At 69.4% G+C, this 15,617-nt stretch carries 16 protein-coding genes; 4 read left to right on the top strand and 12 right to left on the bottom strand.

All coding sequences use genetic code 11. The features are described from left to right. Positions 1–23: 23 nt before the first annotated feature. Positions 24–692 (top strand): fasciclin domain-containing protein, encoded by a 669-nt coding sequence (locus ABZ833_RS02790; protein WP_361040107.1) that lies wholly within the window; start codon positions 24–26, stop codon positions 690–692. 57 nt (positions 693–749) lie between these two features. Here the strand turns inward: ABZ833_RS02790 and ABZ833_RS02795 are convergent, their stop codons facing one another. The 3 genes from ABZ833_RS02795 to ABZ833_RS02805 form a co-directional block, all read right to left on the bottom strand. Next, on the bottom strand, positions 750–1,886 hold the full coding sequence (locus ABZ833_RS02795; protein ID WP_361040110.1) for a PQQ-dependent sugar dehydrogenase: 1,137 nt from the start codon (positions 1,884–1,886) through the stop codon (positions 750–752). A gap of 204 nt (positions 1,887–2,090) precedes the next feature. Next, on the bottom strand, positions 2,091–2,570 hold the full coding sequence (locus tag ABZ833_RS02800) for a hypothetical protein (RefSeq protein ID WP_361040113.1): 480 nt from the start codon (positions 2,568–2,570) through the stop codon (positions 2,091–2,093). A gap of 72 nt (positions 2,571–2,642) precedes the next feature. Next, on the bottom strand, positions 2,643–3,557 hold the full coding sequence (locus ABZ833_RS02805) for an FAD:protein FMN transferase (RefSeq protein ID WP_361040116.1): 915 nt from the start codon (positions 3,555–3,557) through the stop codon (positions 2,643–2,645). A gap of 326 nt (positions 3,558–3,883) precedes the next feature. Between ABZ833_RS02805 and ABZ833_RS02810 the strand changes: the two genes are divergently transcribed. Further along, positions 3,884–4,861: an aldo/keto reductase gene (locus ABZ833_RS02810; RefSeq protein WP_361040119.1), complete on the top strand. Its 978-nt coding sequence runs from the start codon at positions 3,884–3,886 to the stop codon at positions 4,859–4,861. A gap of 2 nt (positions 4,862–4,863) precedes the next feature. Here ABZ833_RS02810 and ABZ833_RS02815 read toward each other — a convergent pair whose 3' ends face one another. Continuing rightward, positions 4,864–5,961, bottom strand: a complete 1,098-nt coding sequence (locus tag ABZ833_RS02815; protein WP_361041307.1) for a chitinase — start codon at positions 5,959–5,961, stop codon at positions 4,864–4,866. 200 nt (positions 5,962–6,161) lie between these two features. On the opposite strand from ABZ833_RS02815, the gene ABZ833_RS02820 reads away from it, so the two are divergent. Beyond that, on the top strand, positions 6,162–6,896 hold the full coding sequence (locus ABZ833_RS02820) for an ankyrin repeat domain-containing protein (protein ID WP_361040122.1): 735 nt from the start codon (positions 6,162–6,164) through the stop codon (positions 6,894–6,896). 16 nt (positions 6,897–6,912) lie between these two features. Here the strand turns inward: ABZ833_RS02820 and ABZ833_RS02825 are convergent, their stop codons facing one another. The 7 genes from ABZ833_RS02825 to ABZ833_RS02855 all read right to left on the bottom strand — a co-directional run bounded on the left by ABZ833_RS02825 (position 6,913) and on the right by ABZ833_RS02855 (position 13,085). After that, positions 6,913–8,097 (bottom strand): GDSL-type esterase/lipase family protein, encoded by a 1,185-nt coding sequence (locus ABZ833_RS02825; protein ID WP_361040125.1) that lies wholly within the window; start codon positions 8,095–8,097, stop codon positions 6,913–6,915. A 145-nt stretch (positions 8,098–8,242) separates the two neighbouring features. Continuing rightward, positions 8,243–8,812, bottom strand: coding sequence for a WHG domain-containing protein (locus ABZ833_RS02830; protein ID WP_361040128.1), 570 nt, complete (start codon positions 8,810–8,812; stop codon positions 8,243–8,245). Positions 8,813–8,902: 90 nt separating this feature from the next. Beyond that, complete coding sequence (locus ABZ833_RS02835; RefSeq protein ID WP_361040131.1) at positions 8,903–9,685, bottom strand: oxidoreductase; 783 nt, start codon at positions 9,683–9,685, stop codon at positions 8,903–8,905. A 179-nt stretch (positions 9,686–9,864) separates the two neighbouring features. Next, positions 9,865–10,443, bottom strand: a complete 579-nt coding sequence (locus tag ABZ833_RS02840) for a TetR/AcrR family transcriptional regulator (RefSeq protein WP_361040134.1) — start codon at positions 10,441–10,443, stop codon at positions 9,865–9,867. 46 nt (positions 10,444–10,489) lie between these two features. After that, positions 10,490–12,016 carry a DEAD/DEAH box helicase gene (locus tag ABZ833_RS02845; protein ID WP_361040137.1) on the bottom strand — a complete coding sequence of 509 codons (1,527 nt, stop codon included), beginning with the start codon at positions 12,014–12,016 and terminating at the stop codon, positions 10,490–10,492. Positions 12,017–12,178: 162 nt separating this feature from the next. Next, positions 12,179–12,382 (bottom strand): cold-shock protein, encoded by a 204-nt coding sequence (locus tag ABZ833_RS02850; RefSeq protein WP_100598391.1) that lies wholly within the window; start codon positions 12,380–12,382, stop codon positions 12,179–12,181. A gap of 274 nt (positions 12,383–12,656) precedes the next feature. Continuing rightward, on the bottom strand, positions 12,657–13,085 hold the full coding sequence (locus tag ABZ833_RS02855) for a MarR family transcriptional regulator (protein ID WP_361040140.1): 429 nt from the start codon (positions 13,083–13,085) through the stop codon (positions 12,657–12,659). 79 nt (positions 13,086–13,164) lie between these two features. Here ABZ833_RS02855 and ABZ833_RS02860 point away from each other — a divergent pair, with 79 nt between their 5' ends. Further along, a complete protein-coding gene (locus ABZ833_RS02860) occupies positions 13,165–14,109 on the top strand; it encodes an MBL fold metallo-hydrolase (protein WP_361040143.1) in 945 nt (314 codons plus the stop codon). A 27-nt stretch (positions 14,110–14,136) separates the two neighbouring features. On the opposite strand, the gene ABZ833_RS02865 is transcribed toward ABZ833_RS02860, so the two are convergent. Then, on the bottom strand, positions 14,137–15,363 hold the full coding sequence (locus ABZ833_RS02865; protein ID WP_361040145.1) for a carboxylesterase family protein: 1,227 nt from the start codon (positions 15,361–15,363) through the stop codon (positions 14,137–14,139). Between the last annotated feature and the right edge of the window lie 254 nt (positions 15,364–15,617).

The following is a 15,617-nucleotide window of genomic DNA, read 5'->3' on the forward strand; positions in this document are numbered from 1 at the left end:
CGCAAAACAATCAAGGAGCAGAAATGAACGCCATCACCCGCCGCACTCGTCGTGGAGCCCTCGTTCTCGCCGCGGCGGCGATGCTGCCGCTCGCCCTGACCGCCTGTTCCAGTGACGACGGCAAGGACAAGGCGTCCTCGGACACGAAGTCGTCCGCCGCTTCGGACAAGGCGACCGACGAGGGCACGGACAGCGCTTCCGGCGGCACGAGCAGCGACGAGCCGTTCGGCCCGGCCTGCGCCTCCGTGCCCAAGGACGGCAAGGGCAGCTTCGACGGCATGGCCAAGGACCCGGTCGCCACCGCGGCGTCCAACAACCCGGAGCTGTCCACGCTCGTGACCGCGGTCAAGAAGGCCGGTCTGGTCGACACCCTGAACAACGCCAAGAACATCACGGTGTTCGCGCCGACCAACGACGCCTTCGCGAAGATCCCCAAGGCCGACCTCGACAAGGTCCTGAACGACAAGGCCATGCTCACCAAGGTCCTCACCTACCACGTGGTGGGCCAGAAGCTGGCGCCCAAGGACCTTGAGAACGGCTCGTTCCCGACGCTGGAGAAGTCCAAGCTGACGACGTCGGGCTCGGGCGAATCCTTCAAGGTCAACGACTCCGCCAACGTGGGCTGCGGCAACGTCAAGACCGCCAACGCCAACGTCTACATCATCGACACGGTCCTGATGCCGAAGATGTGACACCGGTAGACGCGAGGGGCCGCACCCCGAAGGGTGCGGCCCCGGCCGACCTGACCGTCACGCCGGGTCGATGCGGAAGACGCTGCCGCCTATGTCGAGCACGTACAGCTCACCCTTGCCGCCCTGCACGAACGAGATGACCTCGCCGCCGTTGACCCCGAGGTCGCTCGCCCCGGTCACCTTGCCGTTCTCCATCCGCAGCGCGCGGATGGTGCCGTCGCAGTAGTCGCTGAACACGTACTGACCCTTGAGGCCGGGGATCGCCTTGCCTCGGTAGACGTATCCGCCGGTCACCGAGCAGCCGAGACCGGTGCGGTCGTACTCGTGGACGGGCGGCACGTGGTTCGCGGGCTCCGTGCCTTCCCGGAAGGGATGGTTGCCCTCCATCTGGGACCAGCCGTAGTTCTCGCCGCCCTCGCTGTCGGCCGGGGCCCAGTCGATCTCCTCCCAGGCGCTCTGGCCGACGTCACCGATCAGCAGGTCGCCCGTGCCCGCGTCGAAGGAGAACCGCCACGGGTTGCGCAGCCCGTACGCCCAGATCTCGTCCTTCGCGTTCGGGTCGTCCACGAAGGGGTTGTCCTTCGGGATCGCGTACGGCTTGCCGCCGGCCGGGTCGATCCGCAGCAGCTTGCCGAGCAGTGTGTCGAGGTTCTGCCCGTTGCCGTGCGGGTCACCGCCCGAACCGCCGTCACCCAGCGCGATGTAGAGATAGCCGTCGGGACCGAACTTGATGTCGCCGCCGTTGTGGTTCGGGTATGGCTGCGTCTGGGTGAGGACGGTGCGCCGGGTGTCGGGCCGGATCCTGCCGTGCCGCACGGCGAACTCGTCGACGGTGCTGGTGCCTTCGAGGTTCGTGTACGAGATGTAGAAGTGCGCGAACTTCTTGTCGAACGCGATGCCGAGCAGCCCGCGTTCACCGTCGGTGGTGGTCTCCTTGGTGATGTCGAGGACGGGCTTGCCGAGCCCATGACCGTCCAACACCCTTACGGTTCCTGCGCGTTCGGCTATCCAGACGGTGCCGCCGGGTCCGGCGGCACCGGCGGACGGGTTCGCGGCCGTGGTCACCTTCGTGAGCGCGACCTTCGGTACCTGGCGCGGTGCGGCGGGCTCGTCGGCGGACGCAGCGGTCAAGGCGAGGGAAGCGACGAGGCAGATGGTGGCGATGATCGCCGAGCTTCTGGTGCGGACTTTCACCGTGATCCTCCTAGAGGCGGCGAATGGGGGGACCACCCGGCTGCTTGGGACAGAGTTGGGCGGGCGGCACCCGCGCCAGCACGCAACCTGAGTGGGGGATGGTGTGCTACTGGCCACGGACGAGGATAGTGGGACGGGAGCAGTTGGTATAGACCAGGACCGTCCTCAACCGGCCCGATCTGGGCATTGCGCCGAACATCGCAGTCATCCAGCGGCTTCCGCCTTGATCTCTTCGAGCGCGTCGTTGAAACCGTCGGGCGTATGGCTGTTGCCCGCGACACGGTCGAGGCGCACGTCGTCGATGTCCCGGCCGACCACGAGCCGCGGCACGGCCTCGGCGAAACGTCGTTGCAGACCGAGCGAGGTCTCGTCCGTGGCGTGCGGGGTGACGTCGACAGCGGTGATCTCGCCGTCGTCGAGAGTGAGGCGCACGCCGATGGACGAACCGCGCGTTCCGTACTCGCCGTCGACGGTGTACTCACCGTCCGCGTACGGGCCGCGGCGCGACGCGGAGCTGGAAGGGGTGGAGTCGGCGGTGTCGGTCGACTCCTTGCCCGGCGCTGAACTCGATCCGCCCTGGCGTGAGTTGGGGCTGTCCACTTCCGTGGTCGAACAGCCGGCGATCGCGGCCGTGGCGGAGACACCCACCAGGGCTGCCGTGAACTTCTTCCTCAGGGCTGGCATGTCTTGATTGCTTCCTTGGTTCCTCGTGTTGGCCGGGTGCTGCTTCGCGAGCACCATCCGGGCCACTGATCCTCAGGTGAACAGCTCGCCCGCGAAGTCCGGCGAGATCTCGGCACGTCCGTCGGACCTCATCCGCACGTACGCGAAGTCGAAGGACTCCGCGAGTCGGCGCGCCTCGGTGAAGAAGAGCGCGGTCGCAAGACCGTCGGCGAGTACCGCTTCCTCTGCCATGACCCAGGTGGCGACCACCTCACTGACCGGCACACCGGTGCGCGCGTCGAGCACGTGGTGCAGTCCGTCGCCCCAGGCCCGGAGGTTGACGCCGGAAGCGCACAGGGCTCGGCCCCGCAGTTCGGCCACACCGATCACGCGCCGTGGATCGAAGGGGTGTTCAAGACCGACCCGGGTGGCGCGCGGGCCGCTGTGCCGCAGGTCGCCGCTTCCGTCGACGACGAACCGGTGGTGACCGGCCTCTCGGAGCACAGCCGAGAGAAGGTCGACCAAGTACCCCTTCCCGGCCGCTCCCACGTCGATCACCAGAGGTCGCCGCGTGATGACGCGGGTGCCGTCCCGGTCGACGTCGGCGGCCCAGGCAGGCCGCCCCCGGGCGTGCTCGGCGGCACGCACCGCGCCGGGCGCGGGGCGGAGCGAGTACGTGGCGTCGTAGCCGAGAAGCTCCAACTCCCGCCCCACGAGCGGGTCCACGGCACCGCTGGTGGCCGCGTGCAGGCGGTCGTACAGGCCGAACAGCGCGAGCGCGTCCCCCGGGAAGTCGAACTGTCCGCCGCTGGGGGCGGAGGCGATCCTGGACACCAACGAGTCGGGACGGAAGCGGGAGTAGGTGACGTCGAACCGTTCGGTGCGATCAAGGATGTGGTCCCGCAGATCCTGACTCAGCGGTGCATCGGTCTCGATCTGCCATCGGGTGCCGATCGCCTCAAAGACAAACCGGCCGCTGCCGCCCGCCTCTGGGTTCACGTCACTCACTGTTGCTCCTCCTGCCTTGTCCGGCAGGCCCTCACGGTGGTGCGCCCTGGGCCCTGCGCGGACGGTCGGCGGCAGCGGGTGAGGACCGACGAATGGGCCTCTACCTGCATGTTTCCACTCCCTTGACCCATCTGCCAGGCACGAGGGGGCCCTGTCACTACCCCGAACAGCTCGGCCCCTCACCGAGGGCCCGCAGGCACGGATGGCGAGGCGAGGCGGTCGTAGGCTTCCCGTGAGACGTGAAGCCGCAGGTCCTCGACAGGCGGCGGTCGGTCGGCCGGGGCCAGAGTGGGACCGGCCCGGACTCGATGGAACGGAGAGCACTGATGCACCACATTCACCTGCGCGACCTGGACGTTTCCCGGATCGGTCTCGGGGCGATGGGCATGTCCCAGGCGTACACCGGCGCCGGAACGGACGAGGCGGAGTCGATCCGTACCGTGCACCGCGCCCTTGAGCTGGGCGTCACCTTCATCGACACCGCCGAGATCTACGGTCCTTACACGAACGAGGAGCTGCTCGGCCGCGCTCTGAAGGGGCGCCGCGACCGGGTGGTGCTTGCGACGAAGTTCGGCCTGGTGTCACACGAGGGCGAAGGGCCGGGGAGCCTGGACTCCGGCCCGGCCAACATCCGCACCGCCGTGGAGGGATCACTCGCCCGCCTCGGCACGGACCACATCGACCTGTACTACCAGCACCGGGTCGACCCCAACGTCCCCATCGAGGAGACGGCGGGCGCCGTGGGCGAGCTGATCGCCGAGGGCAAGGTCCGCACGTTCGGCCTGTCCGAGGCCGGACCCGACACCATCCGCCGGGCCAACGCCGTCACCCCGGTCACCGCCGTCCAGTCCGAGTACTCACTCTTCACCCGCGAACCCGAGGCCCGTGTCCTGCCGACGCTGCGCGAACTCGGCATCGGCTTCGTCCCCTTCTCGCCGCTCGGCCGCGGCTTCCTCACGGGGACGATCCGATCCACCGACGGCTTCGACAAGGACGACTTCAGGCGGGACAACCCGCGCTTCACCGGCGAGAACTTCCAGCACAACCTGCGCCTGGCCGACGAGGTCCAGGCCGTCGCCGCCGAGGCCGACGCCACCGCGGCCCAGATCGCCATCGCCTGGCTGCTCGCCCAGGGCGACGACATCGCCCCCATCCCGGGCACCAAGCGCGTGAGCCGCCTGGAGGAGAACGCGGCCGCCGACGCCGTCCGGCTCACGCCCGCCCAGCTCGACCGGCTGACGAATCTCCCGCCCGCGGCCGGCGCCACGCACAACGAAGCCCAGCTGAACATGCTCGAACGCTGACGCTAGAACAGCCGCTTCACGTTGTCACCGAACGTCCAGCCCTTCGAGCCGTCCCAGTTGACGGACCAGGTCATCAGACCCTTCAGCGCGCCGTTGTAATGGTTCCACGCCTGCGTCACCAGGCTCGGCGCCATGTAGCCGCCGCCCGCGCCCGGTTGTGCGGGCAGGCCCGGGACCTGCTTGTCGTAGGGGACCTTGATCGTGGTGCCCTGGATGACGAGGCCCTTGTTCAGGCAGTCCGTCTGCGCGACGAACCCCTGGACGGTTCCGGCGGAGTAGGAGTCGCCGGAGCAGCCGTACATGCTTCCGTTGTAGTACTGCATGTTCAGCCACCAGAGGCGGCCGTTGTCCGCGTACTTCTTCACGATGGGGAGGTACGCGCCCCAGATCGAGCCGTACACCACGCTGCCCCCGGTGACGTACGCCGTCTCGGGCGCCATCGTCAGGCCGAAGTTGGCGGGCATCCGGGCGAGGACGCCGTCGATGATGCGGATGAGGTTGGCCTGGGAGGCGGAGAGCTGGTTGATGTTGCCGCTGCCCACGAGGCCGGTCTCGATGTCGATGTCGATGCCGTCGAAGTTGTACTTCTTCAGGAGCGGCACCACGGTCTCGACGAAGCGGTCGGCGACCTTGCTCGAGCTGAGGTCGATGCCCGCCGTCGCGCCGCCGATCGACATCAGGATCGTGGCGCCGTTCGCCTTCGCCTGGCACATCTCGGCCGGTGTGGCGACCTTGACCGTCGAGTCCATCCCGTCCTCCCACAGGACGGTGCCGTCGGAACGGATGACGGGGAACGCCGCGTTGATCACGTTGTAACCGTGGTCACGCATGCGGGTGTCGGTGATCGGGGTCCAACCGAACGGCGGGTGAACGCCGTTGGCGGCTCCGTCCCAGTTCTCCCAGTAACCCTGGAGCACCTTCCCGGCGGGCTTCGACTTGACCGCGCACGTCTCGTCCTGGGCGCCCTTGACGCGCTGGGTGTCCTGGGCGTTGAGGGTCGCTTGCGCGGCCTGGGTGATGCCCTGGCTGTCCTGCGGCGACGCGCCGCCCGGCGCGGCACTCGGCGCGGCGCCCACGAGCACCGGCACGGCGAAGGCCATCGCCAGACCGATCGTCAGGAGGCGGGACGGTGCACGGCGCGGGGCGAAGGCGCGAGGAGAGGTTCGGGATGACACGCTTACCTCCTGGACTGTGGTGCCTGGAGACGTAAGTGGTGCGACGCGCCACACCGTAAAGAGGTCCAGACCTGCCGTCAATAGGTCTGGACCAGACCGTTCGAGAGCAGGAGGCCCTCCCCCGCATGGACATCCTCAACTCCCACGATCCGCTGGCCGTCACGGTGACCGAGGCGATCCGGAAGGGCGACGTCCCCACCCTGCGTCAGCTCCTGGCCGACCACCCCGCCCTGGCCACCAGCGCCATCAGCCAGGACGGTCCCGCCGCGGGCCGGCGGAGCCTCCTGCACATCGCCACCGACTGGCCCGGCCACCGCCCCGACTCCGCGGCAGTCATCGGCACGCTCGCCGCGGCGGGCGCCGACCCCGACGCCCGCTTCGTCGGCGCCCACACCGAGACGCCTCTGCACTGGGCTGCCAGCAACGACGACGTCACCGCGCTGGACGCCCTCATCGACGCGGGCGCCGACATCGAGGCCTCCGGCGCCGTCATCGGCGGCGGCACCCCGCTCGCCGACGCGCGCGGTTTCGGCCAGTGGCGGGCGGCCCGCAGGCTGCTGGAGCACGGGGCCCGTGCGGACCTGCAGGACGCGGCCACCCTCGGCCTCCTCGACCGGGTCGAGGCCTTCCTCTCCGCCCCCGGCTCCCCCACCGGGTCCGAGATCACCAGCGCCTTCTGGGGCGCCTGCCACGGCGGACACCTCCCCACTGCGCAGCGCCTGTTGCGGCAAGGCGCAGACGTGAACTGGATCGGCTACGACGACATGACACCTCTGGACATCGCCCGCGCGCAGGACGCCGACGAGGTCGTCCAGTGGCTGCTCGCCCAAGGCGCGAAGGGACGCGCGGACCTCGGCTGAGTCACCGGGCCCTGCGTCACGCGCCTGAGCCTCCGAAGGCGCCGTCGTCCGCGAACGCCAGCTTGGCGAAGCGTTCGCCCATGCGGCGGTGGGTGGCGGCGTCCGGGTGGAGCTGGTCGGGCAGCGGCAGCTCGGCCGAGTCGCCATCCCCGTACAGTTCGCGGCCGTCGAGGTAGTACAGGTTGGGGTCCTCGGCCGACCGCTGCTCCACGATCCGCGCCAGCTCGTCACGGATGATCACGAGGGTCAGCTTCCCGCTCGCCGTCTCCGCCGGTTCACCCATGGCGACGAACCCGAGACGCCCCTCTCCGAGGGCATTGAAGTCCGGCGCGCTGGGGCCCGGCGTGTCCTCGTGGATGGGACAGAGGATGGGCGATACGACCAACAGCGGCGCGGTGGGGTGACCTTCGCGGATGGTGTCGAGAAAGCCATGGACGGCGGGCCCGAAGGCACGCAGGCGCATCAGGTCGGCGTTGACGACATTGATGCCTATCTTGACGCTGATCAGGTCGGCGGGGGTGTCCCGCAGGGCGCGCGCGGTGAACGGGTCGAGCAGGGCGCTGCCGCCCAGGCCGAGATTGATCAGCTCCGCGCCGCCGAGGGAGGCGGCGAGCGCGGGCCAAGTGGTGGTGGGGCTCGCGGCGTCGGAGCCGTGGCTGATCGAACTGCCGTGGTGCAGCCATACCTTGCGGCCCCGGTCAGGTGCGGGCTGGATGGGTGCGTCGGTGCGCAGCGCGACGAGTTCGGTGCTCTCGTTGTGCGGCAGCCAGATCTCGATGTCCTTGTCGCCGTCCGGCAGTTCGGTGAAGCGCAGGGTGCCGACCGGGCCGGAGCTGCGCTCGGCGGATCCGGTGGTGAGGTCGATGGTCAGGGTGTTGCCGCCGCTCACGGAGGCCTGACCGGCCAGGCGGCCGTCGACCAGCAGGTCGTACAGGCCCTCCGGCCGGGGCGGGGCGCCCACGTAGACACGCTTGGTGGGCAGCGTGTCCAGCTCGACGGCGGTGGCGCGGGTGCGGAAGACCAGACGTACGCCGGAGGGCTGGGACTCCGCCATGGCCAGTTGCCCGTCGGTGCACTGGGCGCGGGCCCGTGCGGGCAGCCGGTGCGGCAGGACGCCGTGCTCGGTGTGCTCCAGATCGAGGGCACCGCGCACGATGTCCGCGGTGATGGGCGTGCTGATCCAGTCGTGCTCGGTGTCCATGCTCGTCTCCGCCTGCTGATCAAGGTAGTTGGGGGGCGCGGGGGCGCCGATGTGTCGGTACGTCGCGTCGCCGCTCCCACGAGAGCCGAAGCGGGCCCGCACGGGGCCGGGCTGCCCGGGGCCGGGAACAGGCACGGGGCCTGGGTCAGGGCGCGGGCCAGTTCCGCAGCAGGGCGTCGAGGGCGTCCAGGATGCGTGACCACGTCTCCTGGGAGTCGGGCTCGCTGTGGCTGAATCCGCCCGCCAGCTCCAGGCTGACGTAGCCGTGGAAGACGCTGCCCAGCATCCTGACCGCGTGGGTCTGGTCGGGCTCCGTCAGGTCGTAGCCGCGCAGGATCGCCCGCGTCATCTGCGCGTGCCTGCCGCCGGCGCTGGCGGCGGCCGTCTCCGGGTCGAGCCTCAGCTGGGCCGCGGCGTAACGCCCGGGGTGCTCCCGGGCGTAGTCGCGGTAGACGTTGGCGAGCGCGGTCAGGGCGTCCTTCCCGGCCCGCCCGGCGAGGGCCGCCGCACCCCGGTCGGCGAGTTCCTCCAGGGAGAGGAGGGCGATCCTCGTCTTGAGGTCCTGGGAGCTCTTCAGGTGCGAGTACAGACTCGCGACCTTGACGTCGAACCGCCTGGCCAGAGCCGAGACGGTGACCTGCTCGAAGCCGACCTCGTCGGCCAGCTCCGCCCCGGCCAGGGCCAGGCGCTCCGTGGTCAGTCCTGCGCGGACCATGCCCTCACCTCTCCTTCGACTAAACCGATTATGCAGCTGCCTAATACCTTTAGGCAAATCAGCCAGTCGTTAAGGAAGGCGGCAGCGCCATCAGACCGTCTTGACCGTGCCTCCGTCGATCACGTAGTCGGCGCCGGTGACGTTGCCCGCCACCCCCGACAGCAGGAACGTGATCAGTGACGCCACCTCCTGCGGTTCGGTGATGCGCCCGCTGGTGATGCCGAACGCCTCCGGGATCTGCGCGAGGAACGCCCCGTGCTCGACTCCCGCACCGGCCGCGACCTGGCCGCCGAAGCCGTCGGGGTCCTCCCAGATGGCGGTGCGCACCACGCCGGGCGAGACGGTGTTGACCCGCACACCCTGCGGCCCGAACTCCTCGGCCAGCGACTTGCCCAGCGAGGTGAGCGCCGACTTGGCCGCGCTGTAGGCGACGGGACCGGCCGCGGGCAGGCGGGAGTTGATGGACGAGACGTTCACGATCGCGCCGCTACGCTCGATCAGGCTGGGGAGCGCGGCGCGGCTGACACGGACCGCACTGAGCAGGTTGAGGTCGAAGACGCCCTGCCACTGCGCGTCGTCGGTGTCGAGGAAGCCGACCGGCTCCACGGCGTCACCGGCGCCGACGTTGTTCACCAGCAGGTCGATGCCGCCCAGTTCGGCGAAGGCGCCGTCCATGAGCGCGGCCACTCCCTCCGGAGCGCTGAGGTCGGCCGACACGGCGAAGGCTCCCGCCTCCTTGAGTTCGGGGGTGATGGTGCGGGCCGCGCCCACGACGCGTACGCCCTCGTCGATCAGGGTCCTGACGGTGGCCAGGCCGATCCCGCGGCTCGCACCGGTGACGACGGCCGTCTTGCCATTGAGGTCGAGCTTCATGTTGTTCCAGCTCCTTCGAGCGACAGTTTTTGAACTACAAGTACAGAATGTGGGTACACGTCAGCAGCCGAAGAACGGCTGAGCGCCGCACAGCGAACATCGATCACACGAAGCCGGATGCGGCACGCCGAACCGGCGAACTCAGCGCGGGAGAAGCACGGCCAGAGGCAGAAGCGGGGTCAGAGGGAGTCGACCGTCGCGTCGATCACCCTGGAAAGCCGCTCCGGCCCTTCCGCGACCCGCGCCATCAGCCGCAGGCCGACGACCGTGGTCAACAGCAGGCTCCCGACGGCGCGCGCGTCCCGGCCGGGGGCAATCTCCCCCGCCCGCTGCCCCTTCTCCACCAGAGCGGAGAAGGCCTCCTCGGTACGGTCGAACATGCGCCGCACCAGGTCGGTCGCCACCTCGTCCGTCCCGGCCAGCTCCGCAGCGGTGTTCACCGCCATGCAGCCGCGCCGGTCCGGGTCGGCGAGGTCCATCTCGACGAGCAGCCACAGCGCCGCGCGCAACCGCTCCTTCACGGGCCCCGACTCCTCGAGCATCTCGATGAGAGCCGCGGCCTGACTGTCGCGGTAGCGGCGCAGCGCCCGCTCGAACAGAGCGTGCTTGCTGCCGAAGGTGTTGTAGAGACTGCCCTTGCCGATGCCGAGCGCGTCGACGAGGTCCTGGGGCGTGGTGGCGGCGTAACCCTTGCGCCAGAACACGTCCATGGCCCGCTCGACGGCGGCGTCCGGATCGAACTGCTTCGGCCTTCCCATGGTCAGGAGCCTAGACCTTTCTTGACCTTCAGGTCAAGAACTCCGCTCAGGCGGCGCGACGCACCCGTGCGGCCTTGCGGGCCTCCGCCATCTCGCGGGACTCGGCGGTCCGGCGCGAGCCGCCGCCGGAGCGGCCGGGCTGCCCCGGACGCGTGCCCATTCCCCGGAAGGGGGCGCCGCCGCGCTGCTTGGGGCGCTCCGTGGGCGTGTTGCCCGCGATCGGCACACCGGAGGGGGCCTTCGCACCGGTGATGCGGCTCAACTCGGCCTCGCCGGAACGGACTTGGGTGATCTGCGGCCGGATTCCCGCGGCGGACATCAGACGGCTCATGTCGCGGCGCTGATTGGGCGTCACCAGGGTGACGACGCTGCCGGACTCACCGGCGCGTGCCGTACGGCCGCCGCGGTGGAGGTAGTCCTTGTGGTCGCTGGGCGGGTCGACGTTCACGACCAGGTCGAGGTTGTCGACGTGGATTCCGCGCGCGGCGACGTTCGTGGCGACCAGGACCGTCACGGCGCCGGTCTTGAACTGGGCGAGGGTCCGGGTGCGCTGGGGCTGGGACTTGCCGCCGTGCAGCGCCGCGGCGCGCACGCCGCTGCCCATCAGGTGCTTGGTGAACTGGTCCACGGCGTGCTTGGTGTCCAGGAACATGATGACCCGGCCCTCGCGCGCCGCGATCTCCGTGGCGGTCGCCATCTTGTCGGCGCCGTGCACGTGCAGTTCGTGGTGCTCCATCGTGGTGACCGCGCCCTTGGAGGGGTCGACGGAGTGGACGACGGGGTCGTGGAGGTAGCTGCGCACCAGCAGGTCGACGTTGCGGTCGAGCGTGGCCGAGAACAGCATCCGCTGGCCGTCGGGGCGCACCTGGTCGAGCAGTTCGGTGACCTGGGGCATGAAGCCCATGTCGGCCATCTGGTCGGCCTCGTCCAGGACGGTGATGCTCACCCGGTCCAGACGGCAGTCCTTGCGCTCGATGAGGTCCTTGAGCCGGCCGGGCGTCGCGACGAGCACCTCGGCCCCGGACCGCAGCGCACCGGCCTGCCGGCCGATGGACATGCCACCGACCACCGTGGCGAGCTTCAGCTTCAGGGCACGGGCATACGGCGTGAGTGCCTCGGTGACCTGCTGGGCGAGCTCCCGGGTGGGAACGAGGACCAGAGCGAGGGGCCGCTTCGACTCGGCGCGCTGTCCAGCGGTGCGCACGAGGAGCGGGAGCCCGAAGGCGAGGGTCTTGCCGGAACCCGTACGGCCACGGCCCAGGACGTCCCGGCCCGCGAGGGCGTTCGGCAGCGTCGCCGCCTGGATCGGGAACGGCTCGGTCACGCCGAGGTCGGTGAGCGTCTTCAACAGCGGTGCCGGCATGTCGAGTTCGGCGAAGGTCTCCGCCGCCGGGAGGCCCGGGGTGATGGTGACCGGCAGGGCGAACTCACCCTGCGGGGCGGCGGGACGACGTCCCTGGCCGCCGGAGCGGTTGCCGGGGCGGTAGCCGCCCTGACGGGTGCCGGCGCCGCGGGGGCCGCCGCTGTTGCGGGAGTTGGAATAGCGGTCGTTCGTGCGAGCTGAACGGTTCATGGAGAACCTTCCTCGATATGGCACGCATCGAGGAATTCTCGGTGGATTTCAACCGAACGAATTGCAAGCACGAGCCGAATAAAAGACAAACTTCTGTAAACAGCAACGAGCTGGTGCCCGCACCGTGAGGTGCGGGCACCAGCGTCGTCTTACGCTTCAGCGTCAGGCAGGAACGATGTTCTCGGCCTGCGGGCCCTTCTGGCCCTGAGTGACATCGAAGTTCACCTTCTGGCCTTCCTGAAGCTCACGGAAGCCCTGGGTGGCGATGTTCGAGTAGTGGGCGAAGACGTCGGGGCCGCCACCCTCCTGCTCGATGAAGCCGAAGCCCTTTTCCGAGTTGAACCACTTCACGGTGCCAGTAGCCATACTAAATATCTCCTTCGGGGCAAGCCCGGGACCCGCACTGTGCGGACCCCGGCGTCGCCACGTTGATTGCCCCGTCCGGAAAACTTCTCCGGAAATACAAAAGTGCCCGGCGGAATAGATCCACCAAAGGCACTTGAAGTCTTATGGGAACCACAACTGCAACTACGATCAACAGTAGCACGAGATCGCCTTCACGGCACGGGCAAGCTCTACATATTTCGCCCGACCGGCCGAGGACCCACCACACATTGCGGAAATTTGCGGACCTCTGGACTCACCGGGGCCGAGAAATGGCCCGCTCGAGCAGGCCACGCAGGGCGTCCTGCTCCTTTTGCGTAAGGCCTGCCAGGGGCGAATCCTCGGACAGGAGCCCCAGGAGCCGCTCCCGCAGCGCGCCGCCCTCCGGTGTGAGCACCAACTGCTTGGCACGCCGGTCGGAAGGATGCGGGCGGCGCTCGATCAGCGCCTGCTTCTCCAGCTTGTCCACGACGAAGGTGGCGTTGGAGGGCTCGCAGCTCAGACGCTCGGCAAGCTCGCGCATCGTCATGGGCCCCGTCAGCTCGCGCAGCGCGGCCGCCTGCGGCGCGGTGAGCCCCACCTTGGCGGCGCGCCGGCGGAGATGCTCCGCGATCTGGTCGGCCATCCCGTTCACCAGGCCGCACAGCTGCCGCTCGGCGATGACCTGCGATTCGGGGTTCGTCATGCGGTCCAGCCTAGCAAGTACATCCAGCCTTAAATATTGTGAGCTTGAATGATTCAAGCTTGATGCTTATGGTTGCGCCATGACCACTCCCGAGCACCAGACCGCGACCGCACGGCTGCGCCGGCCCTCCGGCGTCCGTTCCCTGCGACTCGGCGACACGAAGGTGACGCACGTACCCGATGGAGCCGTCCAGCTCTCGCCGCGCGGCTGGCTTCCTGCCACCACCGACGAGGACTGGGCCGCCCATTCCGATTACGTGGACGACACCGGCCACCTCGTGGCGGGCATCGGCGGCCTCCTGGTCGAACAGGGCGACCGCGCGCTACTGATCGACACCGGTTTCGGCCCCCAGTCCTTCCCGGCCGAGCCGGGCAGCGCGGTGGGCGCCATCCAGGGCGGGGCGCTCCTGGACAACCTCGTCGCACTCGGCCGCAGGCCCGAGGAGATCGAGGCGGTCGCCTTCACTCACCTGCACACCGACCACATCGGCTGGGCCGTGCACGTCGCCCCGGGCAGCGATCAGCCCGCCTTCACCCGGGCCGACTACTTGGTGGTCGAGCCCGAATGGTCACAGCGCCACCTCCTGGAGGCGGACGGCACGAGCAAGGAGGCACTCGCCGTGCTGGCACCGAAGGTGCGGACCGTGGCGGACGGCCAGGAGATCTTCCCCGGCGTACGTGTCCAGCTCGTCCCCGGTCACACTCCCGGCCACGCCGCCTACGTCATCACATCGAGCGGGCAGGGTCCGGGCGGGCAGGAACCGAGTGGGCAGGGTTCGGGCGGGCAACGGCTCATAGCCTTCGGCGACGCGCTCCACTCCCCCGTCCAGATCGGCCACCCCGAGTGGTCCGCGGCCCCCGACCACGACCCCGGCAAGGCCGCGGACTTCCGCCGCCGCCTCGTCGAAGAACTCCAGGAGCCCGGCACCATCGGCTTCGGCATCCACTTCGCCGATGTGGTGTTCGGACGGGTCCAGGCGGAAGAGGGCCGAGCCGTGTGGCATCCCGTCGACGACGGCGCGTGAGCCATGGGCCGTCTCCCGCACCTCGGGCTACCCGGGCACCGGCACACAGCGCAACGGTGCGGACGTGCGCCCGGGAGCGCCCGTGCGGGCGAAGGTGATCCAGGCGGTACGCAGCTTCGAGCCGAGTGAGTCCACGTCCTGCCAGCGGACGTTCCCGAGCATCGGCGACGCCCGCCATGCCTCGCGCGAGCCGAAGAGGAGCGGGAGTTCGAGGCAGTGGGTGGCGCCGAAGAGCGATGCGGCCGGGCGCCAGTCCAGGCGGTACCGGTGGACCTGGGCGCCCGCCCGTGCCGCGCGCGTCCCGAAGAGGGACAGAGGCTCTTCGTAGACACGGCGGGTCAGGCCCGCCGTGTCGTCGCCCTCGCCGGGGAACGCGGTCATGTCGTCGAGGTTCCAGCCGTACAGGATGTCGAGGCCGCGCACGTTCTCCTCGAAGGAGTCGAAGGAGTCGAAGGAGTCGAAGGGTTCCACGGAGGTCTGGGCGGCCTCGACAGGGGTGAACGCGGGTTCCATCGTGCCGCCGGAGCGGCTCAGATGGGCCAGCGCGGTCTCGCGCTGGGCCGTCACGATCGCGCGTACGTCAGCGGTGCGCGGGTCCGTGGCGACGAGATCGGCGAAGAGACGGCCCAGCACCTGGGCGTCATCGTGGGGGCGCGCCGCGAGCGCGAGCGGGGCGCTCTGCAGGATCGCCCGGCGGAACAGCCCCTTGGCCTCCGGCATGTCGAGGAGGAGGCGGATGGACAGGCCGCCGGCCGACTGGCCCATCACCGTGACGTTGCCGGGGTCTCCCCCGTACGCGGCGATGTGCGCGCTGACCCAGCGCAGCGCTTCCAACTGGTCGTACAGGCCGAGGTTTCCCTCGCTGATCCCGTCGAGGCAGAGGTAACCGAGCGCGCCGAGGCGGTAGTTGACGCTGACGACCACCACATCGCCCTGGGCGGCGAGTGCGCCGCCGTCGTACCAGTCCATCAGTCCGGCGCCGCTGCTGAACCCGCCGCCGTGCAGCCACACGAGCACCGGGCGGGCCCCGGCGTCACGGGCCGGTGTCGTGATCGACAGGTTCAGACAGTCCTCGCCCTGCGGGTGGCGGTCCAGGGGCGGGCCCATCACCGCGTCAAGCCTCGAAGGCAGTTGAGGACAGATCTCGCCGCTCGACGGGCGGGTGTCCGGGGCCGACACGGGCCTTGGGCGGGTGAAGCGCTCCGCCGTGGCGTAGCGAATCGGTCCGGTCCGGATCATCGTCGATTCGGTCATCCTTCTACGCCCTCCGTGACGAGTACGACTGCACCGCGCGCAGTCTCCGTCACCGTATGGAACAGCGCCACCACCGGTGGAGGAGAGCCGGAACCGACGGCGACGTTCAGCCACCGGGAACGCGGCCGACCGTCGAGCGGGAAACCTCCACGTGGCGGCCTTCCACGCGGCTTCTCGCACTCGGTCCGGTGCGCTCGGCCGTTGTCACGTGTCAATGCAGGACAGTTCAATACTGAAACGCACATTCCATTGCA

It is taken from the genome of Streptomyces sp. NPDC047525 (assembly GCF_040643025.1).
Classification (GTDB): Bacteria; Actinomycetota; Actinomycetes; order Streptomycetales; family Streptomycetaceae; genus Streptomyces; species Streptomyces durmitorensis.